This is a genomic window from Xanthobacter sp. 91 (genome assembly GCF_000702385.1).
GTDB classification, from domain to species: Bacteria; Pseudomonadota; Alphaproteobacteria; order Rhizobiales; family Xanthobacteraceae; genus Xanthobacter; species Xanthobacter aminoxidans.
The window spans coordinates 625,838-652,176 of sequence record NZ_JNIB01000001.1; the positions used below are offsets into that span (position 1 = coordinate 625,838).

The window sequence follows — 26,339 nt, forward strand, 5'->3', positions numbered from 1 at the left end:
GGCCGAGAGGGCCACGCTCAGGCGCCGCGCGGGCTGGACCAAAGGCCCATGAGCCGGGCTCATGGGCCTTTGGTCCAGCCCGCCCGCCGTCTTTCACTCGGCGGCCGCCGCCTCTTTCCCCCCGTTGAGGCGGGCCATCACCTTGGACACCAGCGGCCACACCAGCATCACCAGCGCGAGGGTGACGATGGAGCCCACCAGCGGGTTGGACCAGAAGATGGAGAGGTGGCCCTGCGACACCAGCATGGCCTGCCGGAACGACGATTCGGCCATGTCGCCGAGCACCAGGGCCAGCACCAGCGGCGCCAGCGGATACTGGAGCTTCTTGAACAGGTAGCCGATGACGCCGAAGATCAGCATGACGGCGATGTCGAGCCCGGCATTGTGCACCGTGTAGGCCCCCACCGCGCAGATCACGAGGATGATCGGCGCGATCACGCTGAACGGGATGCGCAGGATGGCCGCGAAGATCGGAACGGTGGTCAGCACCACGATCAGGCCGGCAATGTTGCCGAGATAGATCGAGGCGATGAGGCCCCACACGAAGTCCTTCTGCTCCACGAACAGCAGCGGGCCGGGCTGGAGGCCCCAGATGAGCAGGCCGCCCAGCAGCACCGCCGCGGTCGGCGAGCCGGGAATGCCGAGGGTGAGCATGGGCAGCAGCGCCGAGGTGCCGGCGGCGTGGGCCGCCGTCTCCGGCATGATGACGCCTTCCAGCTCGCCCTTGCCGAAGTTGCGGCCGTTCTTGGAGAACTTCTTGGCGAGGCCGTAGCTCATGAAGGAGGCGGGCGTGGCGCCGCCGGGGGTGACGCCCATCCAGCAGCCGACGATGGCCGAGCGCAGAAGGCCCGCCCAGTATTTGGGGATCTGCGCCCAGGTGTGCAGCACCACCCTGGGATTGATGGATGCGCTCTTGCCCTTGAAGGCGAGGCCTTCCTCCATGGTGAGCAGGATCTCGCCCACGCCGAACAGGCCGATGACCGCCACCAGGAAGTCGAAGCCGCGCAGCAGCTCCACCGAGCCGAAGGTCATGCGCAGCTGACCCGTCACCGTGTCGATGCCCACCGCCGCGAGGGCGAAGCCGAGCATCATGGCCGCGATCACCTTGGCCGGCGGCTCCTTACCCATGCCGACGAACGAGCAGAAGGTGAGGAGGTAGACGGCGAAGAACTCGGCCGGGCCGAACTGCAGCGCGAACTTGGCGATGACCGGCGCGAGGAAGGTGATGAGCAGCACGGCGAAGAAGGCGCCGATGAAGGAGCCGGTGAAGGCCCCCGTCAGCGCCTCGCCGGCCTTCCCCTTCTGGGCCATGGGATGCCCGTCGAAGGTGGTGGCCACGCTCCAGGGCTCGCCGGGAATGTTGAACAGGATGGAGGTGATGGCGCCGCCGAACAGGGCTCCCCAATAGATGGAGGAGAGCATGATGATCGCCGACACCGGCGACATGGAGAAGGTGAGCGGCAGCAGGATGGCGACGCCGTTGGCGCCGCCCAGCCCCGGCAACACGCCGATGAGGACGCCGAGCGAGATGCCGACGAACATGTAGACGATGTTCATGGGGTCGGCGAGGACACCGAACCCTCCGATGAGTGACGTGAGCGCTTCCACGGGGTCCTCCGTTGCGCCCCCCGGCCGCTTCTGTGGCGGCTCGCGCGGGGTCGGGCGCGTTGCCTGTTGTGCGTCGATGGTCTCGAAAAGATGGATGGGCGTCGGATCGCCCGTGGGTCCGCCGGGCGGGGCCGGGCGGAGATCGTCTGTCGCCTCCCGCGGCCCCGGAGGCGGGGCGCGCGGGCGGGACCGCGGCGCGGGGCGCCGGCGGTCAGTAGCCGAGCGCGGTCTCGAGCGGGCCCTTGGGCAGCGGCACCAGGAACCAGATCTCGAACATGACGAAGAGGGCGAGCGGCACGCCCACGGCGACGGGGATGATCTTCGCCACCGGGTATTTGCCGAGCCACCACATGAAGAAGGCGATGAACACCGCCGACGCGAGATAGATTCCGACGAGGAAGATCAGCCCCACATAGACCGTCGTCGGGATCAGCACCTGCATCACCGAGACGAGCTGGGAGCGATCGACGAAGTTTCCGAGATCCGGATGGCGGCTCACCAGCGCCGTCACCAGGGTGACGGTGGAGGCGATGAACATGATGAGGCCGACATAGAAGGGGAAGTAGCCGGCCTGCGGGCCGTCCGAGGCCCAGCGCGCGCCCACGCGCCAGCTGTCGGACATGACGAGGGCCGCGAGGGCCATGAAGATCAGCGCCACCGCCGCATCCATGGTGCGGTTGGTGACGGTCTTCTCATTGTGCGCGGTGGGGGCGGAATGTCCGCTTTCAGTGCTCATGGGATCAGATCCTTGAAGCGCCCCGCCGGTCAGGCATCCGTCTCAGGCTTCGTGCGGGGCTTCAAAACGGGGCCGGTCACGGCCGGGGCGCACGGCGGTCGCGTTCCGCGCGGCGTCCCGGATGGGCTTCCCAGATCGGCGCACAGGGTCGGCGGCCGGCCCAGCCCCGCCGTCGCGCGGTGAAGCCCCTGCCGTCCCTGCCCTTCCGGCGCCCGCGGCTCTGCGGCCACACGGCACCGGCGCCGCGAACCTCGTCGCTTATTTGGCGACGAAGCCCGCCTTCTCCATGAGGTCCTTGTGCGTGGCCTCGGCCTTGGTGAGCCAGGCCGAATATTCAGGACCGCTCAGGGCCGTGGTGTTGAAGGCCCCCTTCTGCATGAATTCCTGCCACTCGGGGGTGGCGCGGACCTTCTTGAACAGCTCGACGAAGTAATCGACCTGATCCTTCGTGGCATTCGGCGGCATGAGGATGCCGCGCAGCATCAGATATTCGATGTCGAGGCCGGATTCCTTGCAGGTGGGGATGTCCGCCCAGGACTTGCCGTTGGCGATGGGCTCCTTGTAGGGCAGCCGCTGGTAGTCGAACACGCAGAGCGGCTTCAGCTCGCCCGCGCGCCACTGGGACACCGCCTCGATGGGGTTGTTGACCGAGGCGGTCACATGGCCGCCGACGAGCTGGGCCGCAACGTCGCCGCCGCCCTTGTAGGGCACGTAGATGAACTTGGCGCCGGTCTTCTGCTCGATGGCGGCGGTGATGATCTGGTCTTCCTGCTTGGAGCCGGTGCCGCCCATCTTGAAGGTCTGGTCGCCCGAGGCGGCCTTGAGCGCGGCGAGGAAGCCCTTCACGTCGTCATAGGGCGCCTTGGCGTTCACCCACAGCACGAACTCGTCGAGCGCCAGCATGGAGACCGGGGTCATGTCCTTCCAGGAGAAGGGCACGCCGGTGGCGAGCGGGGTGGTGAAGAGATTCGAGAGGGAGATGATGATCTTGTGGGGGTTCCGGTTGGAGCCCTTCACGTCGAGGAAGCCCTCGGCGCCGGCACCGCCGGACTTGTTGATGACGACGAGCGGCTGGCTCATCAGATTGTTCTTCTGGACGATGCCCTGGATCATCCGCGCCATCTGGTCGGCGCCGCCGCCGGTGCCGGCGGGAACGATGAATTCCACGGTCTTGGTGGGCTCCCAGGCCGCATGGGCCCAGGACGGCATAACGGCCGGCGCGAGCGCCGTCGTGACCGCGAGCGCAGCCGCACCTCTCCTGACGATCTTGGCGATTGCCGAATGCATCTGATTTTTCCTCCCCACGTCCGCGTTCTTTTTGGTGCGGATCGCAATTCCAGAGCTTGTATCAACCGACGCCTGTTGCGCCGGGCAAGGTCCCGAAAACACTTCTGTTCGTCGAACCCCCGGGCTTAGCCTCTATGGAGCAGACGAAAACGGGACTTCAGCCTGTTTTACATCGCGCATCTTCACCAATACGCGATTTATGCCGGCAATTTAGTTGGCGTTCCCACCGTTGCCGTTACGGCGGCTTGGCAAGAGTATAGACCAAGGGAGGGGTGTCAATTGGAATTTTCAATTCGGAATTAGGTACGTTGTATGCCACAACTTTGGAATACTGTATTCCAGTTGCGGAAGGCCGCCTCAGCGGAAGGCGGCGTAGTCCTGCGGCAGGTTTTCATCGGCACCGGAATACAGGCGCGTCATCTGCTCCGCCGCCGCCACCACGCGCCGGCCGAGGCGCTGGATGCGGTCCTCGCTCATGCGCACCGCCGGGCCGGACACGGACACCGCGCCGATGGGCTCGCGCCATTCATTGAGGATGGCGGCCGCCACCGCGCGCATGCCGGGGGCGTGCTCCTCCCGGTCCACGGCGAAGCCGCGCTCCAGGATTTCGGCGACATCATCCATCAGCGCCCGCTCCTCGCGGCGGGTGGCGGTGGTGAAGGGCTCGTAGCGGATCTGGGCGAGACAGGCGCCGCGGAAGGAGGGGCTCGCAGCGGCCAGCACCGCCTTGCCGGCGGCGGTGGCATGCAGCGGCAGGCGCGCGCCCAGGCGGAAGAAGGCGCGCACGGGGGCGTGGGCCTCCGCCTGCGCCACCACCACCAGCTCCATGGCATCGAACATGGCGAGGTTCACGGTCTCGTCGGTCTCGTGGAGGAGACGGCGAATCACCGGGCGGCCGATGTCCGGCAGCTTGCGGATGCGCAGATAGGCCGAGCCGATGCGGAACAGGCCGAGCCCCACCGTCCAGAGCCCGGTGGACAGGTCGTGATTGACCAGCTGGCGCTTCTCCAGCGTGGTCAAAAGGCGGTGCACGGTGGAGACGGGCAGCTCGGCGCGCCGGGCGATCTCGGCCAGCGCCATGCCGTCCTGATCGGCCACCACGCGCAGCAGGGCGATGGCGCGGTCCAGCGACTGGACCTCGGCCCCGCCCTCCGACGCCGTGCCGGAGGCCGGCCGTCCCCTGCGCCGCGGTGCGACCTCGGTGTCCGGCATGCCGCTTTCTCCTCCCGTTTCGTTGCGCATCAAACTATCTTTCCCCTCGCGCCCGTCCACCCCGTGCGCTGCCCCTGCGTCAAATTTTCCACGTTGCGGAATTAATTTCCATAAGTATTGTGTCCGGGACTTGCCGGACGGCGGGGCTGCCCGCTAATCTGGTATACATAATACGACATAGATCGCGCTCAGCAGGGAGGATCAGCCATGAAGGTATGCATTTACGGTGCCGGAGCCATTGGCGGCTATCTGGGCGTGCAGCTCGCCCAGGCCGGCGCCGATGTCAGCCTGGTGGCCCGTGGCGGCCATCTGGAGGCCATGCAGACCAATGGCGTGAAGCTGCTGATCAATGGCGAAGAGCGCGTCGCCAAGGTGCGCGCCACCGACGACCCGCGCGAGCTGGGGCCGCAGGATTACGTCATCATCGCCCTCAAGGGCCATTCGGTGCCCGGCGTGGTGCAGCAGATGCGCCCCCTCCTCGGCAACGACACCTCCGTCGTCACCGCCGTGAACGGCGTGCCTTACTGGTACTTCTACAAGCATGGCGGGGCGCTGGAGAACCGCACCCTCGCCACCATCGATCCCGGCGCGAAGCAGTGGGAAGTGCTGCGCCCCGAGCGCGCCATCGGCTGCATCGTCTATCCCGCGACCGAGGTGGTGGCGCCCGGCGTCATCCAGCACATCTATGGCGACAAGTTCCCCCTCGGCGAGCCGTCGGGCGAGATCACGCCCCGCGTCACCGCCCTCAGCCAGATGATGGAAAAGGGCGGCCTGCGCGCGCCGGTCATGACCAACATCCGCGACGAGCTGTGGCTGAAGCTGTGGGGCAACCTCTGCTTCAACCCCATCAGCGCCCTCACCCACGCCACCCTCGACCTCATCGCCGCCGATCCCGGCACCCGCGCCGTGGCCAAGGCCATGATGCTGGAAGCCAAGGCCATCGCCGAGCGCATCGGCGTCAACTTCCGCGTGGACGTGGAACGCCGCATCAACGGTGCCGGCGCCGTGGGCGCGCACAAGACCTCCATGCTCCAGGACCTGGAGCGCGACCGCCCCATGGAGATCGATCCGCTGGTCAGCGTCGTCCAGGAAATGGGCCAGATGCTGGACATGCCCACCCCCACCCTCGACGTGGTGCTGGCCCTGGTGCGCCAGCGCGCCGCCATGGCCGGCCTCGGCGGCATCCTCGCCAACCCGCCGCTGACCGCCGCCGATCTCGAGCCGCAGAAGAAGGCCGCGGTGCACTGAGACCTCCCCTCCCGATGGCCGGGTCCGCCCGGTCATCGGACGCGGCAGCAGGGTGACTTGAAAATGAAAAGGCCGGGCGCTTGCCCGGCCTTTTTCATGTCTGCGTCGCTTCAGGAAAACCGCGCGGCCCTCGACCTCACACCCGCCCCACGGACGGGAGGCGCCCCGGACGGGCGCCTTGATCGGGATGCGTTCAGTCGGCCTCGCTCTGCGCGGCGGCAGGCGAAACGGGGGAAGCGGCGTCGGCCGGCTGGCTGGCGTTCAGCGCCATGCCTGTCAGCACATAGCCCAGCACGAGAGCGGCAAACACGGCGATTCGCTTGGTCATCCTCGATCCTCAGAACTTGCGTCGCGGCTTCCGTCGCCGACGACACCCGCTTGCGGCGGTGCAGCACGAAATACGCTTCCCGTGCGGCACCGGAGCTGAATGAGTGTTTCAGCAGCGGTTCATAAAGACTGAACGGCACCGGGGTGTTCCCCGGAAATCGTCCGGGGCGTGGCCCGCCCCGCCGGCACCGCGACCGGGGTATCGCCCCCGCGACTCGACCGCAGCGAAACCGGGTTTACACCGCGCCGCGTCACGTGTCTGTGTCCTGCGAGTCACAGCGCCCTTGCGTGAACCGGGGTGGTAAAGCAGCGGTTTACGCGGTGCCGCAGCGGGGTACATCCCGGCGCAGACGCGGCGAAGGAGAGCCCGCGCCGCGGGCTGGCGAAAGGCCGTGCCGGCAGGCCCGCGCGGCGCTTTACTCGGATCGTTCCAGGCTCTAAGCGAGGGCACCATTTCGCGACGCAGCAAGGCGCCCATGCTCCGCAAGCTCTACGACTGGATCATCGCGTATTCGTCGAAGCCGTCGGCACCCTGGGCCCTCGCCCTCGTCGCCTTTGCGGAAAGCTCGGTGTTTCCGGTGCCGCCGGACGTGCTGCAGGTGCCCATGACGCTGGCGCGGCCGGACAAGGCCTGGCGCTACGCCCTCATCGCCACCATCGCCTCGGTGCTGGGCGGCCTCGTCGGCTACGCCATCGGCGCGCTGCTCTATGACAGCGTGGGCAAGTTCCTCATCGAGCTTTACGGCTACGGCCAGAAGGTCGACCAGTTCCGCGCCGCCTACGCCCATTACGGGCACTGGGTGATCCTCCTGAAGGGGCTCACGCCGATCCCGTTCAAGCTGGTCACGATCACCTCGGGCTTCGCCAACTACAGCCTGTTCTGGTTCTTCGTGCTGTCGGTGATCACCCGCGGCGCCCGCTTCTTCCTGCTGGCGGCGATCCTGTACTATTTCGGCCCGTCCGCGCGCGAGTTCATCGAGAAGCGGCTCGGCCTCGTCACGCTGGGGCTGCTGGCCGTCATCGTGATCGGACTGGTGGCGGCGGCCTATTTCGTCTGAGGCCGCCGGCCTTCCCTACTGACCTTTCGGACGCGACAGCACCGAGGCGGTGCCCGCCGACGCGCTGTCGGTGGTCGCCGTGCCGGCGCCCGCCTTGCGCTTCTGCGGCTGGGCCGGGCTCGCTGGGGTCGCGGAGGGGGCGGCGTTGGCCGATTGCTGGGCGGCCGTCTGCCCGGCCGGCGCATTCGCGCTGGCGCCGGGCGTCGGCTGGGCCGCGGGAGCCGCGGCAGCAGCAGGCTCGGGCGCGGCGGGCGCAACCACCGCAGGCGCGGGCGTGATGGCGGCCATGGTCGCCTCCGGCGGGCGCTGGGGCGGCAGCGGCGCCGGGGTTCCGGCAACCGACGGCGACGGGGCGGAATAGGACGGTGCCGGGGCCGGGGGAACGGCGCGCGCCGTCGCGGGCGGTGCCTGGCGCTGGGGCGCGGGGGCCGGCGCGGCCACGGCGGGACCGCCGGGACCACCCGGAATGGCGCGCGCGCTCACCACCCGGCCGGTGAAGGCATTCACCCGCAGGAGCGCCCGCCCCTCCTGATCGGATGCGGCAACCAGATAGAAGCGGCCGGAGAGCTTGGGCGCACCGATGCTCCAATAGCCCATGCTCTGGACGATGGACCGGATCTCCTCGGGCGGCAGCACCGGATAGCGCGCCTGCGGCACCCCATACGCCCCGCCGGGATAGGTGCCGGGCGGATAGGCGCCGGGCGGCACCGGATAGCCGCGCGGCGCAAGGCCCGGCTGCCCCTCATAGATCAGCACCTGCGCCGCGGCCGGCAGAGCGCTGCCGATGAGAAGGGCAGAAACGGCGGCCGCGCGCAGCACCGGCCGGGAGCCGAGGGGATGGGAGAGGGTGTGGTGCACGGCGCTGCTCCGGAACGGTAGAAACGTGAGGCGGTCGGTCGGCTTGCGCCCCTTCTTCTCCGCGCGCGTCCACGCATGCGAGGACGGGACCCGGCGGAGCCGCCTGATTCCCGTTCACCTAAGCCTTCCAATGCGGCAGCCGTAGGACGCAAGTCAGGACGCAACTCGGGACGCAAAATTGGGGCGGGAGCCGGCAATCGGCCGCATCGGGCATCGGACCCGCCGGGAGGCGCCGAAATCCCGTTGCGCGCGGGCCAACCGCCCCGTACCGTTCTTGCGCCAGAACCGCCAGTCGCGCAATTTTTCGCCAATTTGACCGCTTCTGCGCCATCGTGGCGCTTGTGAGGCTGCTGCTTTTCTGTCATCTTCGCCGAGATAGGGCAGTCGTACTTCCCTATCTCCCGTGCGCGCCGAATTGCCGAGCTCACGTTCCACAGGGCCGGCGCGTCGCCGGCCGAAGTCGGACGGAGGCGCAGTTCCGCGCGGCGCGGCTGTGGTGCAAAAGTTGCAAAGCAGGTATCGGATATCGCCGGGACGCCCCGTCCGGGCGAAGGGGGTCCGGCGCCCGGCGCGATGCGCATGGGCACCGACAGTCTGGGGAAGCCGGCGGCACAGCCGGAAAATGCGGGCGGCGCGCCGCCCTATGGAAAAGGAATGGTCAGATGGCACCGATGGATCGCAAGGATGGCTTGATCGGAAGCGTGGCTCAGACTGCCGCCGCCGTGAAAGACACGGCGATCGTCGGCCGTCCGGACGCCTTCGGCCTGTTCGACCCGGCGCACGAGCGTGACGCCTGCGGCGTCGGCTTCATCGCCGACATCAAGGGCCGCAAGAGCCACCGCATCGTGCAGGACGGCATCAACATCCTGCTCAATCTGGAGCACCGCGGCGCCGTGGGCGCCGATCCGCGCGCCGGCGACGGCGCGGGCATGCTGGTGCAGATCCCGCACAAGTTCTTCGCCAAGGAAGCGGCCCGCCTCGGCTTCGCCTTGCCGGAGCCCGGCCAGTATGCCGTCGGCCACATCTTCATGCCGCGCGAGGCCGAGGGTGAGGCCATCGTCCGCGCCGCCTACGAGCGTGTGGTGGCGGAAGAGGGCTTCGAGCTCATCGGCTGGCGCGACGTGCCCACCGACAATTCCTCCCTCGGCGTCAGCGTGCTGCCGACCGAGCCCAAGCACGTGCAGATCTTCATCGGCCGCGGCGAGTTCGCGGGCGACGAGGACGGCTTCGAGCGCCGCCTGTTCGTGCTGCGCAAGGTGATCTCCAACACCGTCTACGGCGCACGGGACCCGCGCACCGCCGGCTATTATCCGGTGTCGCTGTCGGTCCGCACGCTGGTCTACAAGGGCATGTTCCTGGCCGACCAGCTCGGCGCCTATTATCCGGACCTGCACGACCCGGACTTCGAGAGCGCGCTCGCCCTCGTGCACCAGCGCTTCTCCACCAACACCTTCCCGGCCTGGCCGCTGGCCCACCCCTATCGCATGGTGGCGCACAACGGCGAGATCAACACCCTGCGCGGCAACGTCAACTGGATGGCGGCGCGGCAGGCGAGCGTGGATTCCGAGCTGTTCGGCGCCGACATCTCCAAGCTCTGGCCCATCAGCTATGAAGGGCAGTCGGACACCGCCTGCTTCGACAACGCGCTCGAATTTCTGGTGCAGGGCGGCTATTCCCTGCCCCACGCGGCTATGATGCTGGTGCCCGAGGCCTGGGCCGGCAACCCGCTCATGGACGAGGAGCGGCGCGCCTTCTACGAGTATCACGCCTCCCTCATGGAGCCGTGGGACGGCCCTGCCGCCATCGTCGCCACCGACGGCCGGAAGATCGTCGCGACGCTGGACCGCAACGGCCTGCGCCCCGCCCGCTACATGGTGACGAACGACGACACCATCGTCCTCGCCTCGGAAATGGGCGTGCTCACGCTGCCCGAGGAAAAGATCGTCACCAAGTGGCGCCTCCAGCCCGGCAAGATGCTGCTGGTGGACCTTGAGGAAGGCCGCCTCGTCCCCGACGAGGAGATCAAGACCGAGCTGGCCCGCGCCAACCCCTACAAGGAGTGGCTGAAGCACACCCAGCTCGTGCTTGAGGACCTGCGCCCCGTGGAGGCGCGCGAGGTGCGCACCGACGTGTCGCTGCTCGATCGCCAGCAGGCGTTCGGCTACACGCAGGAAGACCTGAAGCTGCTCATGGCGCCCATGGCCATCACCGGCCAGGAAGCGGTCGGCTCCATGGGCACCGACACGCCCATCAGCGTGCTGTCCAACAAGTCCAAGTCGCTGTTCAGCTACTTCCAGCAGAATTTCGCGCAGGTGACGAACCCGCCCATCGACCCGATCCGCGAGGAGCTGGTGATGAGCCTCGTCTCCTTCATCGGGCCGCGGCCGAACATCTTCGACCTGGAGGGCAACGCCCGCCGCAAGCGGCTTGAGGTGCGCCAGCCCATCCTCACCAACGAGGACCTGGAGAAGATCCGCTCCATCGGCTTCATGGAGGAGCGGTTCGACACCCGGACGCTGGACATCACCTACCCCTCCGACAAGGGCGCGGCGGGCATGGAGGATGCCGTCGAGCGGCTGTGCGAGCGCGCCGAGGCGGCGGTCCACGGCGGCTACAACATCATCATCCTGTCCGACCGCATGATCGGACCGGACCGCATCCCGATCCCGGCGCTGCTCGCCACGGCGGCGGTGCACCACCACCTCATCCGCAAGGGCCTGCGCACCTCGGTCGGCCTTGTGGTCGAGACCGGTGAGGCGCGGGAGGTGCATCACTTCGCCTGTCTCGCCGGCTACGGCGCCGAGGCCATCAACCCCTATCTCGCCTTCGAGACCCTGCTCTCCATGAAGGACGAGATTCCGGAGGAGGTGGACGACAAGGAGATCGTGAAGCGCTTCATCAAGTCCATTGACAAGGGCCTGCTGAAGGTGATGTCCAAGATGGGCATCTCCACCTACCAGTCCTATTGCGGCGCGCAGATCTTCGACGCGGTGGGCCTCTCCTCCGAGCTGGTGCGGAAGTATTTCTTCGGCACCGCCACCACCATCGAGGGCGTGGGCCTGCCGGAGATCGCGGAAGAGACCGTGCTGCGGCACACCCTCGCCTTCTCGGACGCACCCGTGTTCCGCATGGCGCTCGATGTGGGCGGCGAATACGCCTACCGCATCCGCGGCGAGGACCATGCGTGGTCGCCGGATTCGGTCTCGGCGCTCCAGCACGCCGTGCGCGGCAACGCGCAGGACAAGTACAGGGCGTTCGCCGCCATGATCAACGAGGAGGACAAGCGCCTCCTCACCGTGCGCTCGCTGTTCCGCATCCGGTCGGCGGGCGAGATCGGGCAGGCGAGCGTGGACATCTCCGAGGTGGAGCCCGCCTCCGAGATCGTGAAGCGCTTCGTCACCGGCGCCATGTCGTTCGGCTCCATCTCGCGCGAGGCGCACACCACGCTTGCCATCGCCATGAACCGGATCGGCGGCAAGTCGAACACCGGCGAGGGCGGCGAGGAGCCGGAGCGCTTCAAGCCCCTGCCCAATGGCGACAGCATGCGCTCCGCCATCAAGCAGGTGGCCTCCGGCCGCTTCGGCGTGACGGCGGAATATCTCGTCAATTCCGACGTGATGCAGATCAAGGTCGCGCAGGGGGCCAAGCCCGGCGAGGGCGGCCAGTTGCCCGGCCACAAGGTGGACGCGGTGATCGCCAAGGTGCGCCACTCCACTCCGGGCGTGGGCCTCATCTCCCCGCCCCCGCACCATGACATCTATTCCATCGAGGACCTGGCCCAGCTCATCTACGACCTGAAGAACGTGAACCCCGACGCGGACGTGTCGGTGAAGCTCGTCTCCGAGGTCGGCGTAGGCACGGTGGCGGCCGGCGTCGCCAAGGCGCGCGCCGACCACATCACCATCTCCGGCTTCGAGGGCGGCACGGGCGCGAGCCCGCTCACCTCCATCAAGCACGCCGGCTCGCCGTGGGAGATGGGCCTCGCCGAGACCCAGCAGACGCTGGTGGCCAACCGCCTGCGCTCGCGCGTCGCGCTGCAGGTGGACGGCGGCCTGCGCACCGGCCGGGACGTCATCATCGGCGCCCTGCTCGGCGCCGACGAGTTCGCCTTCTCCACCGCCCCGCTCATCGCGGCGGGCTGCATCATGATGCGCAAGTGCCACCTGAACACCTGCCCGGTGGGCGTGGCGACGCAGGACCCCGTGCTGCGCAAGCGCTTCAAGGGCACGCCCGAGCACGTCATCAACTACTTCTTCTTCATCGCGGAAGAGGTGCGGGAGATCATGGCCTCCCTCGGCTTCCGCAAGCTGGAAGAGATGGTGGGCCGCGCCGACGTGCTGGACCAGAAGGCCGCCATCGACCACTGGAAGGCCAAGGGCCTCGACTTCTCGCGCATCTTCGCGGTGCCGCAGGTGCCGGCCGAGGTCGGCATCCGCCACACCGAGCGCCAGCACCACCCCATCGAGAAGGTGCTCGACCGCACTCTCATCGCAAAGGCGGCCCCGGCGCTGGAGCGCGGCGAGAAGGTGGTCATCGAGACCCCCATCCGCTCGGTGGACCGCTCCGCCGGCGCCATGCTCTCGGGCGCGGTGGCCAAGGCCCATGGCGGCGCCGGCCTGCCGGACGACACCATCCACGTCACCCTCTCGGGCACGGCGGGCCAGGCCTTCGGCGCCTTCCTCGCCGCGGGCGTCACCTTCGACCTCATCGGCGAGGCCAACGACTACGTGGGCAAGGGCCTGTCGGGCGGGCGCATCATCGTGCGGCCGCCGGCGCATTCGGCCATCGTTCCGGAGAACTCCATCATCGTCGGCAACACCGTGATGTATGGCGCGACCGAGGGTGAATGCTACTTCCACGGCATCGCCGGCGAACGCTTCGCGGTGCGCAATTCGGGGGCAATCGCCGTCGTCGAAGGCACCGGCGACCATGGCTGCGAATACATGACCGGCGGCATCGTGGTGGTCATCGGCCCCACGGGACGCAACTTCGCGGCCGGCATGTCCGGCGGCGTCGCCTACGTGCTCGACGAGGACAAGAGCTTCGCCAAGCGCTGCAACCTCTCCATGGTGGACCTGGAGCCGGTGGAGGAGGAGGAGGACCTGCTTGAGCGCCTCCACCACCACGGCGGCGACCTGGAGTTCAAGGGCCGCATCGACGTGCAGGGCGACATGTCCCGCCACGACGAGGAGCGCCTGCACCAGCTCATCGCCAAGCACCTGCACCACACGGGCTCGGCGCGGGCGCAGATGATCCTCGACAACTGGGCGGACTACCGCTCCAAGTTCGTCAAGGTGATGCCGGTGGAATACCGCCGTGCCCTGCGCGAGATGGAGAAGCGCCGCGGCCTCGCGGCGGCCGAATGAGGCAGGAGCGTCCCCTCTCCGGAGGGGACGCCGGCCGGCCCCGAACGGCCGGCACGCGGGCCGGTCGCCCGTGCGGAAACGCGCGCGAAAACCGAGTCCTCAAGCTGGAACAATTCTTGTAATGGAACTGGTGGTGCGGCACGCGGAGACATCCGGCGCGCGCGGCGGTTCCCTCAAGGTTCGCCAACGAGGTTTTTATGGGCAAGGTCACGGGGTTCCTGGAGATTGATCGGCGCGAGCAGAAGTATCAGCCCGCATCCGACCGCATCCGCCATTTCCGCGAGTTCACGCTGCCGCTGCCCGACGCCGAGGTGGAGAACCAGGCGTCGCGCTGCATGGATTGCGGCATCCCCTTCTGCCACGGCTCCACCGGCTGCCCGGTCAACAACCAGATCCCGGACTGGAACGACCTCGTCTATCGCAACGAGTGGGAAGAGGCCGCGCGCAACCTCCACTCCACCAACAATTTCCCCGAGTTCACCGGCCGCATCTGCCCCGCCCCGTGCGAGGAAGCCTGCACGCTGAACCTCGAGGACGTGCCCGTCACCATCAAGACGGTGGAGCAGGCCATCGCCGACAAGGCGTGGAAGAAGGGCTGGATCAAGCCCGAGCCCGCCGCGGTGAAGACCGGCAAGAAGGTGGCCATCATCGGCTCCGGCCCGGCCGGCCTTGCCGCCGCCCAGCAGCTCGCCCGCGCCGGCCACGACGTGCATGTCTATGAGCGCGAGCCCAAGGCCGGCGGCCTGCTGCGCTACGGCATTCCCGACTTCAAGATGGAGAAGCACCACATCGACCGCCGGGTGAAGCAGATGGAGGCGGAAGGCGTCACCTTCCACTACAACGAGAACATCGGTGTGGTCCGCCCCCTGCAGGAACTCCTCGACGGCCACGACGCGGTGCTGCTCGCCGGCGGCACCGAGGCCCCGCGCGATCCGGGCCTCCCCGGCCAGGAGATGGAGGGCGTGCACTTCGCCATGCCCTATCTCGTGCAGTCCAACCGCCGCGAGAGCGACGAGCCGGTGAACGAGATCCCGATCCTCGCCGGCGGCAAGCATGTGGTGGTGGTGGGCGGCGGCGACACCGCCTCCGACTGCGTGGGCACCGCCTTCCGCCAGGGCGCGCTCTCCGTCACCCAGCTCGACATCCGCGCGGTGCCGCCCATGAAGGAGGACAAGCTGGCGGTGTGGCCCTTCTGGCCCACCAAGTTCCGCACCTCCTCCTCCCAGGCCGAGGGCGCCGAGCGCGAGTTCGCCTGCGCGACGCTGGGCATCGAGGGCCGCAACGGCCGCGTCACCGGCGTCAAGTGCGCCCGCGTGGATGCCAAGCGCCAGCCCATTCCCGGCACCGAGTTCGTGCTGCGCGCCGATCTCGTCTTCCTCGCCATCGGCTTCGCCCACCCGCTGTTCGCCGGGCTCATCGAGCAGTCCGGCGCGGCGCTGGACAAGCGCGGCAACGTGAAGGCGGACGAGGAGGCCTATGCCACCTCCGTGCCGAAGCTCTACGCCGCCGGCGACATGCGCCGTGGCCAGTCGCTGGTGGTCTGGGCCATCCGCGAAGGCCGCCAGGCCGCCCACGCCATCGACAAGGACCTGATGGGCGCGACGACCCTGCCGCGCTGAGCGCCCGTTCCCCGGACAAGCGACGGCGCAAGCCGGAGCGCTGATCCGGGGGCCAGCGCAAGACTCCCCGCGCAGCGGGGCAATTCCCGGGAGCGCCTGAATAGAGAAGCGCCTTCGGCGGTCCCTTGCGCTGGGCCCCGGATCGCATTCCGCTATCGCTGCATGCGTCCGGGGCGCGAGGGCGGTTCCCGGACCCGCCGTCATGCCCGGCCTTGTGCCGGGCATCCACGTCGGGCCGACAGGACGATGGCCAAAACGCATGTTCCCGGCCCATCCACGTGGATGGCCGGGACAAGCCCGGCCATGACGGCGGTGGCGGGAATGCGAGGGCTCGCGAGACGAGCCCCCGCCGCCGAGCCCCCTCAGATGTTCGTCTTGTCGGCACCCTTGAGCTGCAGGATCTCGCGCGCCTCGTCGGGGCTGGCCACTTCCAGCCCGAGCCCCTCGATGATCTTGGCGGCGAGCTTCACCTGATCGGCGTTGGAGGTGGCGAGCTTGCCACGGCCGGCCCAGAGCGAATCCTCCAGTCCCACCCGGATGTTGCCGCCCATGGAGGCGGCCATGGCGGCGATGGGGAGCTGGTTGCGGCCGGCGCCGAGCACGGACCAGCGATACTGGTCGCCGAACAGCCGGTCGCAGGTGCGCTTCATGTGCATCACGTCCTCGGGGTGGGGACCGATGCCGCCGAGGAGCCCGAACACGGACTGCACGAACAGCGGCGGCTTCACCAGCCCGCGCTCCAGGAAGTGCGCGAGATTGTAGAGATGGCCGATGTCGTAGCACTCGAACTCGAAGCGCGTGCCGTTATCGTAGCAGGTGGTCAGGATATATTCGATATCCTTGAAGGTGTTGCGGAAGACGAGATCGCGCGTGTTCTCAAGATGCGTCTTCTCCCACGGGTGCTTGAACTCCTTGTACTTGTCGAGCAGGTGGAACAGCCCGAAATTCATGGAGCCCATGTTGAGGGAGGCAACTTCCGGCTTGAAGGTGGCGGCGGGCAGCACGCGCTCCTCCACCTTCATGTAAGGGCTGCCGCCGGAGGTGATGTTGATGACCGCGCTGGTGGCCTGCTTGATGCGCGGCAGGAAGGGCGCGAAGGCCTCCGGCGTCTGGTCCGGCTGGCCGGTCTCCGGGTTGCGCGCGTGCAGGTGCAGGATGGCCGCGCCGGCCTCGGCCGCCTTCAGCGCGTCGGCGACGATCTCGTCCGGCGTGATGGGCAGGTAGGGCGACATGGTGGGCGTGTGGATCGCCCCCGTGATGGCGCAGGTGATGATGACCTTGCGATTGGATTTCTTGGGGGCTGCCTCGGTCATGATGGTCTTGCCTCTATGGTCGGGAATGTCGGAAGGCACGAAAGTTCAGGCGCCGATATCCTTGTCGGCCTTGCGCTTGTGGGCGGCCAGCGCCATCAGCCGGCGGTCGCGCCACACCTGCCGCTCCTGAAGGGCATCATGGGCGAGGCGCGCGCGGCGCTCGGCCAGCACGGTTTCCAGCACCGGCCCGGCCCAGTCCACGCGGCGCCACTGGTCGGGCGAAATGCGCTCGTAGATCTGCTGGTAGCGCGCCACATAGTCGGCGACGCCGCCGGGCGCGTTGAGGTCGATGGTCTCGAACGGTCCCATGAAGGACCAGCGCAGCGCCAGCCCCTCGCGGATGCCGATGTCCACGTCCTCGACGCTGGCATAGCCGTCCGCCAAGAGGCGGAACGCCTCTTCCAGCAGCGCGCCCTGCATGCGGTTCATCACGAATCCGTCCAGCTCGCGCTTCATCACGATGGGCGACTGGCCGGCCGCGCGCATGAGGTCGGCGGCGCGGGTCATGGTGTCCGCGGAGGTCCACGGCGCGGGCACCACTTCCACCGCCGGGATCAGATAGGGCGGGTTGATGGGGTGGCACACGCACACCCGCTCGCGATGCGTCAGGTTCTCGGAAAAGCGTGACGGCAGGATCGCCGAAGTGGAGGAGGCCAGCACGGTCTCGGGCGCGGCAATCGCGTCCAGCTCCGCATAGAGCGCCTGCTTGAGGGCGAGGTCTTCCGGCGCGTTCTCCTGCGCGTGCACGGCGCCCTCCAGCGCTTCCGCATAGGAGCCGGCTGCGGAAAGGCGCGCGCGCACGGCCTCGGGGGTGGCGCCGTTGAGCAGGTCGTTGGCCGCGAGGTCCGGCAGCACGCCTTCGATATAAGCGAGCGCCGCCTGCGGCGCGCCCGGCGCCTTGTCGGCGAGCGCCACGTCGAACCCGGCGCGGGCGAAGGTGATGGCCCAGGCCCGGCCGATGAAGCCCGAGCCGATGATGGCGATCTTGGTCATGGATGCCTCTTGAGGTCGAATAAGCTTGCGCCCCGGACCAGCGACGGCGCAGCCGGAGCGCCGAGCCGGGGCCCAGGGGAAAAGTCGGCGCAGCCGGCGATGCCCATCGGACGACCCTTCTCGCCTCGCGGGAGAAGGTGGATCGCGGCGAAGCCGCGAGCCGGATGAGGGGGTGGTGTCGTTTGACCGATGAGCGCGATGGAGGAGGGGCTCCCACCCCTCACCCCCATCCCCTCTCCCGCAAGGGGAGAGGGGTGGCTTTTGGAGGTCATTGCCCCACCCCTCACAGCCACAGCACCTGCCTCCGCAGATCGAGGTCGCGCGCCAGCGGCCGGGCGGGGCCTTCGTGGACCACCTCGCCGCGCTCCAGCACCACGGCGCGGTCGGCGAGGTTCAGCACCACATCGAGATGGTGATCGACGATGACGAGGGTGAGCGAGCGGCGCAGCCGGTCGAAGGCGTCGAACAGTTCCTCGGTGACGGCCGGGGAGAGGCCCTCGAACGGCTCGTCCAGCAGCAGCACGCGGGTGTCGCCCATGAGCGCGCGGGCCACCGCCACCATCTGCTGCTCGCCGCCGGAGAGGAGATCGGCGGGCGTGTCCATGCGCACCTTCAGGCGGGGGAAGAGGTCCAGCACTTCCTCCTCGCTGAAATGCTTTCCGGCACCGGTGATGCGCTTCAGCCGCCCGAGTTCGAGGTTGTGGCGCACGCTCATGCCGTGGAACAGCGCCCGGCCCTGCGGCACGTAGCCGACGCCGCGCCGGGCGATGGCGGCGGAGGAGAGGCCCATGAGTTCCTCGCCCGCCAAAGTCAGCGACCCGTTCATGGGCTTGACGATGCCGGTGATGGCCTTGAGCAACGTGGACTTGCCCGCCCCGTTGCGGCCGAGCAGCGCGAGGATCTCGCCCTCCTTCGCCTCCAGCGAGACGCCGGCCAGGATGCGGCTCTTGCCGTAGAAGGCGTCGATGCCGTGGAGCCGCAGCATGATGGTGTCGGTGGCGGCGGATTGAAGGTCGCGGGCGGCCAGCGCCGCGGCACCGGAGCCGATATAGACCTCCTGCACGCGCTTGTCGGAGCGCGCATCCTCCACCGTGCCGTCCACCAGCACCGCGCCGTCGGCCATCACGGTCACCGCGTCGGCCAGTTCGAACACGCGGTCGATGTCGTGCTCCACCAGCAGCACCGGCACCTCGGCGGAGATGTCCTTGATGAGGTTGGAGACGCGGTTGCGCTCCGCCGCCGCGAGGCCCGCCAAAGGCTCGTCCAGCAGCAGCACGCGCGGACGGGACGTGAGGGCAAGACCCATGTCCAGCAGCCTCTGCCCGCCGTAGGAGAGCGCGCCCGCCTCCGCCCTTTCCATGCCCGCGACGCCCAGGAAGGCCACCATCTCCGCCGTCTCGGCATTGATCTCGGGGATGGACGCGGCATCGCGCCAGGGGTCGAAGCGGCTCTTGTGGGTGGCCTGCACGCCGAGGCGCAGGTTTTCCTCCACGGAAAGGGTCGGGAACAGATTGGTGATCTGGAAGGAGCGCGCGAGGCCCTTCATGCACACCTGATTGGGGGAGAGCCCGTCGATGCGCTCGCCGGCGAGGCGGATTTCGCCGGCATTGGGGGCGAACATGCCGGAGATCATGTTGAAGGTGGAGGTCTTGCCCGCACCGTTGGGGCCGATGAGGGCGTGGAGGGTGCGGTCCTTCACCGCCACCGCGCCGGCCCGCACCGCCTTGATGGCGCCGAAGCCCAGAGCGAGGTTCTTCGCCTCCAGCAGCGGCGCCGGGCTCTCCCACCGCGCGCGGGCGGTGAGGGAGGACGGCAGCGGCCGTTTTTCCGCCGAGGTGCGCCGGCCCATGGCGGCGGCCTCGATGGTCTTCTTCCGGAGCGGTGCCAGCAGCCGGCCGGCGACGCCCACGAGCCCGGTGGGCGAGAAGACGATGAAGGCCATGAACAGGAGGCCGAACCAGAACAGCCAGTTCGCCGTCCACATGGACAGGAACTCGCGGAACAGCACGAAAAACAGCGCGCCCAGCGCCGGCCCGAGGAAGGAGCGCATGCCGCCGATGACCACCATGGCCAGCAGCTCGCCGGAAAAGGCGATGGCGATGGGATCGGCCGAGGCGAAGCGGTGGTTGAAGGCGAGCAGCGCCCCGGCGAACGCGGTGAGGCCGGCCGAGAGGGTGAAGCAGGCGATCTTGTAGGCCCGCGTATCGTAGCCGATGAAGCGCGCCCGCTGCTCGTTCTCGCGGATGGCGACGAGCACCGTGCCCACCGGCGAGCGCACGAAGCGCTGGAGGGTGAGGATGATGAGGAAGGCCGCGCCCGCCACCACCCAGTAGAAGGTGGCGTTGCGATCCACATCGAGGCCGAGGAAGGGGCCGCGATTGACGCCGCCGAGGCCGTTCTCGCCGCCGGTCACGGCGGTCCAGCGGAAGGCGATGGTGTAGGCCAGCGCAGTCAGCGCCAGCGTCAGCAGCGAGAAATAGACGCCGCGCCGGCGCAGCACCACGTAGCCCACCGGGATGGCCGCCAGCGTCACCAGCACCGCCGCTGGGATCGCGAGCACGAGGCCCCACTCGGGAAACAGCCGCTGCTGCACCAGCGCCGCCGCATAGGCGCCGAGCCCGAACCACGCGCCATGGCCGAAGGAGACGAGGCCGGTGTAGCCCACGAGCAGGTTCAGCGCCATGCAGGCGAGGGCGAGGATCACCACGTCGGTGGCGGAGGTCACCGTCAGGCCGAGGGCGGAGAGCAACGCGGGCAGAAGGGCCAGCGCCACCGCGGCGACGATGAGGTTGGCATTGCGGGCGAGCATCGCGGCTCCTGTGGCGGGAGGGCACGCCGCGCTCGGCGCGGCTTCTGGCGAGGGAGATGTCGCAGTCACGGAAGGCGCGGTGGAGGCCTTGGGCATGGCGGTCACTCGAAGCGCAGGATGCGCTCGCCGAACAGGCCGCGCGGCCGGGCGAGCAGCACCGCCAGCATCAGGACGTACATGGACGCCTCGGCCGCCGGCGGGATGAAATAGACCGTGAGGCCGCGCACGAGGCCCACCAGCAGCCCCGCCGCCACCACGCCCCAGAAGGAGCCGAGACCGCCGATGACCACCACCACGAAGGCGGCGGTGAGGATTTCCGAGCCCATGGCCGGATGCACGCCGGAGATCGGCGCGAGCATGATGCCGGCGAGGCCCGCAAGGCCGATGCCGATGGCCGCCACCGCCGTGAGATAGGGGGTAAGCGAGATGCCGAGCGCGCCCACCATGTCCGGGTTCTGCACGCCCGCCCGCACCACACGGCCGAAGGCGGTGCGCTGGAGCAGCAGCCACAGGCCCAGCACCGCCGCCGCCGCCACCACCAGGATGGCGAGGCGATAGCGCGAATAGATGAAGTCGCCGAGGAACACCTGCCCTTTGAGGAAGGCGGGAATGGAGAAGGGAATGGGCGTGGCGCCGAAGGCCATGCGCAGCGCCTGCTCGATCACCATGGCGAGGCCGAAGGTGAGCAGCAGCGAGAGGATGGGATCGGCCCGGTAGAAGCGCGAGAACAGGGTGCGCTCGATGACCATGCCGATGAGCGCCACGGAGAGGGGCGCGGCGACGAAGGCGGCGGGAAAGCCGAAGCGGTTGCCAACCTCGACGCCGATATAGGCGCCGATGGCATAGAAGCCGCCATGGGCGAGGTTCACGATGCCGCCGAGGGAGAAGATGAGCGAGAGGCCCAGCGCGATCAAGAGATAGGCGACACCCACCAGAAGCCCATTGAGCAATTGCTCGATGAGGAAGACGAGTTCCATGGGCATTGCATCTTCTCCGGCCTTAGGCGTTTTTACTGGCAGACATCGACGGCGGCCCCCGCGCCGCTCAGACTCCCTCTCCCCTTGCGGGAGAAGGCTGGGGTGAGAGGTATGGCGCCGCGAGCGCCATTGGCCGGTGCCCGCGGAGGCATCCCCACCCCTCACCCCCGGCCCCTCTCCCGCAGGGGGAGAGGGGAGGAACATAGGTTATCCGCATCAACCGTCATGGCCGGGCTTGTCCCGGCCATCCACGTGGTTCGGCTGGGAACATCTTCCCGAACAACGTCCCCTCGGCCCGACGTGGATGCCCGGCACAAGGCCGGGCACGACGGCGGTGAAAGCGGCACCTCTCGCATTGCAGGGAGAGGGGCGCCCCTCACCCCGCGGGGAAGGTGCAGGCGTTCTCTTCCGGGGTGGGCGCGATCACGTCGAGGGCGGTGCCGGCGCCGGGCACGGCCGGGCCGAGGACCATGATGTCCCAATTGTCCTTCACCTGCGCCACCGGGCGGGGCGTCACCGTGTACATCTCCTGGATGAGCTGGTGGTCCCAGTCGCGGAAGTAGCCCTTGCGACCCTTCAGGATGTCCAGCTCCTTCTCCTTCTCGAAGAAGGAGATGATCTGCGCGGAATCCGTGCTCTTGGTCTCGATCATGGCGCGGGCGACGAGCTTGGTGGCCACATAGTCGCCCCAGGCCTGGTTCTCCGGCGGCTTGCCCCACTTCTTCACGAAGGCGGCGACGAAGGCCTTGGAGGACGGGGCGGAGACGTCATGGTGCCAGATGAGCGGCCAGATGCCGCCGAAGGCATCCTTGCCCGCGCCCCAGGCCACCGCCGTATCGAAGCCGAATCCGCCGAACGGATACTGGAGGCCGAATTCCGAATACTGCTTGATGAAGTTGGTGATCTGGTTTCCGGCGAGGTTGGAGATCACCACGTCCGGGCGCGACTGGCGCACCTTCAGGAGATAGGACGAGAAGTCCGTGGCATCGGTGGGCACCAGTTCGTCGGCGATCACCTCGCCGCCATTCTGGGCGATGTAGCGCTTGGCGACGCGGGAGAGATCGTGGCCGAAGGCGTAGTCGGCGGTGAGGAAGAAGAGTTTCTTGCCCTTGATGAGGCCGTCGCGCAGCATCGCCGCGCCCACCGCCTTCACATATTGGGTGTTGGCGCCTTCCACATGGAACATGTAGCGGTTGCAATCCTTGCCGCGCAGGGCATCGGAATTGCCGCCGGTGTTGACGAATACGATCTTGTTGCGCGCCGCCACCTGGGCGATGGCCAGCGCCGAGGCGGAGGAAATCTCGCCCACGATCACCGCCGCCTTGTCGCGCTCGATGTAGCGCTCCGCCTTGGAGGAGGCGGTGGCGGGGTTCACGCTGTCTTCCATCACGAGGTTGATCTTGCGGCCATTGATGCCGCCCGCCGCGTTCAGCTCCTCCACCGCGAGCTGCACGCCCATCTGGCCATAGGCGCCGAGCGGGCCGAGGAAGCCGGTGAGCGGGGTGAGGTGGCCGAAGGTCACGGTGTCGGCCTGCGCCTTCACGATGGCCGGCATGCCGACGCCACCGAGAAGCGCGGCCGCGCCGACGCCCTTCAGGAGCGTGCGACGACCGACGGATGCGGACGCAATGCGGGCGTGATGGGGAATGTCGTTCACGGCGTCGTCTCCTCCCATGGATCCGGCTGGACGTTGCGGCGGCAGGATTTTTCCCGTTCGGACCGCTCCGGAATGATTGCCGACTGGCTCGGCTATCTGTTATCTGTGATCACACATAGCAGACGCGGAACATGGAACACAAGACACCTTCCGCCGCAGACGGCGATGCCTCAGAGGTCCGCGGCGACGAGCCGGCGGCGACGCTCGATGCCCGTGTCGGCCGCATCGTCCGCCAGACTTTGGCCGATCAGGTCTATGGCGATCTGAAGGAGCTTCTGCTCTCCGGCCGTGCCGCGCCGGGCGAGCGCTTCACCCTGCGGGGGCTGGCCGCCGCCATCGGCACCAGCGCCATGCCGGTCCGGGAAGCGGTGTCGCGCCTCGTCGCCGAGAACGCGCTGGAAGTGCTGCCCAACCGCGCCGTGCGCGTGCCCCTCATGCCCCGCGCCCGCTTCGCCGAACTGCGCCTCATCCGCATCAGCCTCGAAGGCCTCGCCGCCGCCACCGCCGCCCGCGAGGCGACGGATGAAGAGATCGCCGAGGTGGTCCGCTGCGAGCGCGCCTTCGCCGCCGAGCGGGACAAGAAGAGACCGGACGGCGCCGCCGCCATGCGCCACAACAAGGACCTGCACTTCGCCCTCTACCGCGCCGCCCACCTGCCCACCCTGATGGGGATGATCGAGGGCCTCTGGCTGCAGATCGGCCCCGTTCTCAACCTCGATTTCCGCGCCGGCCCGGAGCGGGTGCGGCAGGGGGAGGCGCACCTCCACCACGCCCGCCTCGTCGCCGCCCTCAAGGCCCGCGATTCGGACGCGGCACGGGACGCGCTGGTCGCGGATATCTGGAGCGCGGGCGACTTCATCCTCTCGCGCGACGTGCTTCCGGACTGATTCAAGACTGAACGTGCCTGAACCGGCACCTGACAGCACCGATACCCCACCCGAAAACCTAGGGAGAACGCCATGGACCTCGGCATTGCCGGCATCCGCGTCATCGTCACCGCCGGCGCCGGCGGCATCGGCCTGGAAATCGCCCGCGCCTTCCTGAAGGAGGGGGCGAAGGTGGAAGTCTGCGACGTGGACGAGGCCGCCTTGGAGGCCTTGGGGACCACCGCGCCGGGATCCGTCGGCACCTGGTGCGACGTGTCGGATCGAGCCTCGGTCGCCGCCTTCATGGACGGCGCGCTGGGCCGTCTCGGCGGGCTCGATGTGCTTGTAAACAATGCGGGAATCGCCGGCCCCACCGGCCGCGTGGACCAGATCTCGCCGGAGGACTGGGACCGCACTCTGGCGGTGGACATCACCGGCCATTTCAACGTCACCCGCCTCGCCGTGCCGGCCCTGAAGGAGAGCGAGAACGCCTCCATCATCGGCCTGTCCTCGGCCGCCGGCCGCTTCGGCTTTCCGCTCCGCTCGCCCTATGCGGCGGCGAAGTGGGGGGTGGTCGGCTTCATCAAGTCCCTGGCCATGGAGCTGGGCGAATTCGGCATACGCGCCAATGCCATACTGCCCGGATCGGTGGACGGGCCGCGCATCCGATCGGTGTTCGAGAACAAGGCGCGCGAGCGCAACATGTCCATGGAGGAGGTGCAGGCGATGGCCCTCTCGGCCACCTCGCTGAAGCGCCTCATCCCACCGCAACACCTTGCCAATGTTGCAGTTTTCCTGTCGTCCCCGATGGGCTCCACCATCTCCGGCCAGGCCATCGCGGTGGACGGCGACATGCAGATGCTGGTGTAGGCACCTGAACCGCCGCCGCCCTCCAGCCCAGCCGGAGGGCGGCGAAAGTCGTTTTATTCCTGAGGGTTAGATCCCGGCCTGGGATACGAACTTGGGGTTCAGATAAGCCTCGATGGCCTCCGAACCACCCTCCGAGCCATAGCCGGAATCCTTGATGCCGCCGAAGGGAACCTCAGGCAGCGCAAGGCCCAGATGGTTGATGGTCATCATGCCCGCCTGCACCCGGTGCGCCACCTGCTGGGCGGTCTTGGCCGAGCGGGTATAGGCATAGGACGCAAGGCCATAGGGCAGCCGATTGGCCTCGGTGACGGCCTCCTCGAAATCCGAGAAGGGCAGCATCATCGCCAGCGGGCCGAACGGCTCCTCGTTCATCATCCGCATGTCGCGGGTGACGCCCGTGACCACCGTGGGCTCGAAGAAATAGCCTTTGTTTCCAATGCGCGAGCCGCCGGTCGCCACCTCGGCCCCCTTCTGGCGGGCATCGGCGATGAGGGCTTCCATGGCCGGGATGCGGCGCTCGTTGGCGAGCGGGCCCATGGTGGTGCCGGCGTCCAGGCCGTTGCCCACCTTCACCGCCTTGGCGACGGTGACGAAGGCGTCCACGAACTGCTCGTAGACCTTCTCCTGAATGAGGTAGCGGGTCGGCGAGACGCACACCTGCCCGGCGTTGCGGAACTTGGCGGTGGCGATCTGCTTGGCCGCGGCAGCCACGTCCGCATCATCGAAAACGATGACCGGCGAATGCCCGCCCAGCTCCATGGTGGCGCGCTTCATGTGCTCGCCCGCCAGCGCCGCCAGCCGCTTGCCCACCGGGGTGGAGCCGGTGAAGGTGATCTTGCGAATGGTCGGGTGCGGGATGAGATATTCGCTCACTTCCGCCGGCACGCCATAGACGAGCCCGATGACACCGGCCGGCACGCCCACGTCCACGAAGGCACGGATCAGCTCGGCGGGAGACGCCGGCGTCTCCTCCGGCGCCTTCACGATGATGGAGCAGCCTGCCGCCAGCGCGCCGCACAGCTTGCGGACCACCTGGTTGAGGGGGAAATTCCACGGCGTGAAGGCCGCGACAGGCCCCACGGGCTCCTTGATGACGAGCTGATAGACGCCGGGCGCGCGGGCGGGAATGACGCGGCCATAGGCGCGGCGGGCTTCCTCGGCGAACCAGTCGATGATGTCGGCAGCCGCCAGCGTCTCCATCCGCGCCTCGATGAGCGGCTTGCCCTGCTCCAGCGTCATCAGCCGGGCGATGCCGTCGGCGCGCTCGCGCAGCAGGTCGGCGGCCTTGCGCATGAGCTTGGACCGATCAAAGGCCGATACCTTGCTCCAGATCGCAAAGCCGCGCTCGGTCGCCTCCAGCGCCGCGTCGAGGTCGGCCCGCGAGCAGTGCGCGACCGAGCCGATCTCCTCCTCCGTGGCGGGATTGATGACCGGGATGCGGCGGCCACCCTCGGCGTCGCGCCAGACACCGTCAATGTGGAGCTGGACGTTGGGATAGGCATCGGACATCGGGCTTCCTCCTTGGGGCGCCGCGC

Annotated in this window: 18 protein-coding genes; 6 read left to right on the forward strand and 12 right to left on the reverse strand. The window is 68.3% G+C overall.

The window, feature by feature from the left end:
* Nucleotides 1–93 precede the first annotated feature (93 nt).
* The 4 genes from A37E_RS0103085 to A37E_RS0103100 all read right to left on the reverse strand — a co-directional run bounded on the left by A37E_RS0103085 (nucleotide 94) and on the right by A37E_RS0103100 (nucleotide 4,843).
* Nucleotides 94–1,608, reverse strand: coding sequence for a tripartite tricarboxylate transporter permease (locus A37E_RS0103085; protein WP_024280342.1), 1,515 nt, complete (start codon nucleotides 1,606–1,608; stop codon nucleotides 94–96).
* A gap of 211 nt (nucleotides 1,609–1,819) precedes the next feature.
* On the reverse strand, nucleotides 1,820–2,344 hold the full coding sequence (locus tag A37E_RS0103090; RefSeq protein ID WP_029555274.1) for a tripartite tricarboxylate transporter TctB family protein: 525 nt from the start codon (nucleotides 2,342–2,344) through the stop codon (nucleotides 1,820–1,822).
* A 258-nt stretch (nucleotides 2,345–2,602) separates the two neighbouring features.
* Nucleotides 2,603–3,631 (reverse strand): tripartite tricarboxylate transporter substrate-binding protein, encoded by a 1,029-nt coding sequence (locus tag A37E_RS0103095; protein WP_029555275.1) that lies wholly within the window; start codon nucleotides 3,629–3,631, stop codon nucleotides 2,603–2,605.
* Between the two features lie 357 nt (nucleotides 3,632–3,988).
* Nucleotides 3,989–4,843: an IclR family transcriptional regulator C-terminal domain-containing protein gene (locus A37E_RS0103100; RefSeq protein ID WP_029555276.1), complete on the reverse strand. Its 855-nt coding sequence runs from the start codon at nucleotides 4,841–4,843 to the stop codon at nucleotides 3,989–3,991.
* A 207-nt stretch (nucleotides 4,844–5,050) separates the two neighbouring features.
* On the opposite strand from A37E_RS0103100, the gene A37E_RS0103105 reads away from it, so the two are divergent.
* Entirely contained in the window at nucleotides 5,051–6,091 is a 1,041-nt protein-coding gene (locus A37E_RS0103105) for a 2-dehydropantoate 2-reductase (protein WP_038192482.1), read from the forward strand.
* Nucleotides 6,092–6,284: 193 nt separating this feature from the next.
* On the opposite strand, the gene A37E_RS27605 is transcribed toward A37E_RS0103105, so the two are convergent.
* Nucleotides 6,285–6,419, reverse strand: a complete 135-nt coding sequence (locus A37E_RS27605) for a hypothetical protein (RefSeq protein ID WP_280938294.1) — start codon at nucleotides 6,417–6,419, stop codon at nucleotides 6,285–6,287.
* Nucleotides 6,420–6,894: 475 nt separating this feature from the next.
* Between A37E_RS27605 and A37E_RS0103115 the strand changes: the two genes are divergently transcribed.
* The gene (locus A37E_RS0103115; RefSeq protein ID WP_029555278.1) at nucleotides 6,895–7,476 is read left to right on the forward strand and encodes a YqaA family protein; all 582 of its coding nucleotides are present in this window, start codon (nucleotides 6,895–6,897) and stop codon (nucleotides 7,474–7,476) included.
* Between the two features lie 15 nt (nucleotides 7,477–7,491).
* On the opposite strand, the gene A37E_RS0103120 is transcribed toward A37E_RS0103115, so the two are convergent.
* Nucleotides 7,492–8,334, reverse strand: coding sequence for a hypothetical protein (locus tag A37E_RS0103120; RefSeq protein ID WP_029555279.1), 843 nt, complete (start codon nucleotides 8,332–8,334; stop codon nucleotides 7,492–7,494).
* Between the two features lie 662 nt (nucleotides 8,335–8,996).
* Here A37E_RS0103120 and gltB point away from each other — a divergent pair.
* The gene (gltB, locus tag A37E_RS0103125; protein ID WP_029555280.1) at nucleotides 8,997–13,700 is read left to right on the forward strand and encodes a glutamate synthase large subunit; all 4,704 of its coding nucleotides are present in this window, start codon (nucleotides 8,997–8,999) and stop codon (nucleotides 13,698–13,700) included.
* 197 nt (nucleotides 13,701–13,897) lie between these two features.
* On the forward strand, nucleotides 13,898–15,319 hold the full coding sequence (locus A37E_RS0103130; RefSeq protein WP_029555281.1) for a glutamate synthase subunit beta: 1,422 nt from the start codon (nucleotides 13,898–13,900) through the stop codon (nucleotides 15,317–15,319).
* A gap of 362 nt (nucleotides 15,320–15,681) precedes the next feature.
* On the opposite strand, the gene A37E_RS0103135 is transcribed toward A37E_RS0103130, so the two are convergent.
* The 5 genes from A37E_RS0103135 to A37E_RS0103155 form a co-directional block, all read right to left on the reverse strand.
* Nucleotides 15,682–16,632 (reverse strand): 3-keto-5-aminohexanoate cleavage protein, encoded by a 951-nt coding sequence (locus A37E_RS0103135; RefSeq protein WP_029555282.1) that lies wholly within the window; start codon nucleotides 16,630–16,632, stop codon nucleotides 15,682–15,684.
* Between the two features lie 45 nt (nucleotides 16,633–16,677).
* Entirely contained in the window at nucleotides 16,678–17,625 is a 948-nt protein-coding gene (locus tag A37E_RS0103140) for a 3-hydroxyacyl-CoA dehydrogenase (protein WP_029555283.1), read from the reverse strand.
* Nucleotides 17,626–17,908: 283 nt separating this feature from the next.
* Nucleotides 17,909–20,434: a branched-chain amino acid ABC transporter ATP-binding protein/permease gene (locus A37E_RS0103145; RefSeq protein WP_029555284.1), complete on the reverse strand. Its 2,526-nt coding sequence runs from the start codon at nucleotides 20,432–20,434 to the stop codon at nucleotides 17,909–17,911.
* Between the two features lie 101 nt (nucleotides 20,435–20,535).
* Nucleotides 20,536–21,411, reverse strand: coding sequence for a branched-chain amino acid ABC transporter permease (locus tag A37E_RS0103150; RefSeq protein ID WP_029555285.1), 876 nt, complete (start codon nucleotides 21,409–21,411; stop codon nucleotides 20,536–20,538).
* A gap of 376 nt (nucleotides 21,412–21,787) precedes the next feature.
* Nucleotides 21,788–23,068 (reverse strand): ABC transporter substrate-binding protein, encoded by a 1,281-nt coding sequence (locus tag A37E_RS0103155; protein WP_245279258.1) that lies wholly within the window; start codon nucleotides 23,066–23,068, stop codon nucleotides 21,788–21,790.
* A 131-nt stretch (nucleotides 23,069–23,199) separates the two neighbouring features.
* Here A37E_RS0103155 and A37E_RS0103160 point away from each other — a divergent pair, with 131 nt between their 5' ends.
* Together A37E_RS0103160 and A37E_RS0103165 are read left to right on the forward strand one after the other, a co-directional pair.
* A complete protein-coding gene (locus A37E_RS0103160) occupies nucleotides 23,200–23,955 on the forward strand; it encodes a GntR family transcriptional regulator (protein WP_029555287.1) in 756 nt (251 codons plus the stop codon).
* 72 nt (nucleotides 23,956–24,027) lie between these two features.
* Complete coding sequence (locus A37E_RS0103165) at nucleotides 24,028–24,804, forward strand: SDR family oxidoreductase (protein WP_029555288.1); 777 nt, start codon at nucleotides 24,028–24,030, stop codon at nucleotides 24,802–24,804.
* 66 nt (nucleotides 24,805–24,870) lie between these two features.
* Here A37E_RS0103165 and A37E_RS0103170 read toward each other — a convergent pair whose 3' ends face one another.
* The gene (locus A37E_RS0103170; protein ID WP_029555289.1) at nucleotides 24,871–26,313 is read right to left on the reverse strand and encodes an NAD-dependent succinate-semialdehyde dehydrogenase; all 1,443 of its coding nucleotides are present in this window, start codon (nucleotides 26,311–26,313) and stop codon (nucleotides 24,871–24,873) included.
* Nucleotides 26,314–26,339: the final 26 nt, after the last annotated feature.

Excerpts from the sequence above, each read along its gene's own strand:
- A37E_RS0103090 (WP_029555274.1), bottom strand. The coding sequence starts at position 2,344 with ATGAGCACTGAAAGCGGACATTCCGCCCCCACCGCGCACAATGAGAAG.
- A37E_RS0103145 (WP_029555284.1), bottom strand. The coding sequence starts at position 20,434 with ATGCTCGCCCGCAATGCCAACCTCATCGTCGCCGCGGTGGCGCTGGCC.
- A37E_RS0103170 (WP_029555289.1), bottom strand. The coding sequence starts at position 26,313 with ATGTCCGATGCCTATCCCAACGTCCAGCTCCACATTGACGGTGTCTGG.
- A37E_RS0103100 (WP_029555276.1), bottom strand. The coding sequence starts at position 4,843 with ATGCCGGACACCGAGGTCGCACCGCGGCGCAGGGGACGGCCGGCCTCC.
- gltB (WP_029555280.1), top strand. The coding sequence starts at position 8,997 with ATGGCACCGATGGATCGCAAGGATGGCTTGATCGGAAGCGTGGCTCAG.
- A37E_RS0103105 (WP_038192482.1), top strand. The coding sequence starts at position 5,051 with ATGAAGGTATGCATTTACGGTGCCGGAGCCATTGGCGGCTATCTGGGC.
- A37E_RS27605 (WP_280938294.1), bottom strand. The coding sequence starts at position 6,419 with ATGACCAAGCGAATCGCCGTGTTTGCCGCTCTCGTGCTGGGCTATGTG.
- A37E_RS0103115 (WP_029555278.1), top strand. The coding sequence starts at position 6,895 with ATGCTCCGCAAGCTCTACGACTGGATCATCGCGTATTCGTCGAAGCCG.
- A37E_RS0103130 (WP_029555281.1), top strand. The coding sequence starts at position 13,898 with ATGGGCAAGGTCACGGGGTTCCTGGAGATTGATCGGCGCGAGCAGAAG.
- A37E_RS0103135 (WP_029555282.1), bottom strand. The coding sequence starts at position 16,632 with ATGACCGAGGCAGCCCCCAAGAAATCCAATCGCAAGGTCATCATCACC.
- A37E_RS0103160 (WP_029555287.1), top strand. The coding sequence starts at position 23,200 with ATGGAACACAAGACACCTTCCGCCGCAGACGGCGATGCCTCAGAGGTC.
- A37E_RS0103165 (WP_029555288.1), top strand. The coding sequence starts at position 24,028 with ATGGACCTCGGCATTGCCGGCATCCGCGTCATCGTCACCGCCGGCGCC.
- A37E_RS0103140 (WP_029555283.1), bottom strand. The coding sequence starts at position 17,625 with ATGACCAAGATCGCCATCATCGGCTCGGGCTTCATCGGCCGGGCCTGG.
- A37E_RS0103150 (WP_029555285.1), bottom strand. The coding sequence starts at position 21,411 with ATGGAACTCGTCTTCCTCATCGAGCAATTGCTCAATGGGCTTCTGGTG.
- A37E_RS0103095 (WP_029555275.1), bottom strand. The coding sequence starts at position 3,631 with ATGCATTCGGCAATCGCCAAGATCGTCAGGAGAGGTGCGGCTGCGCTC.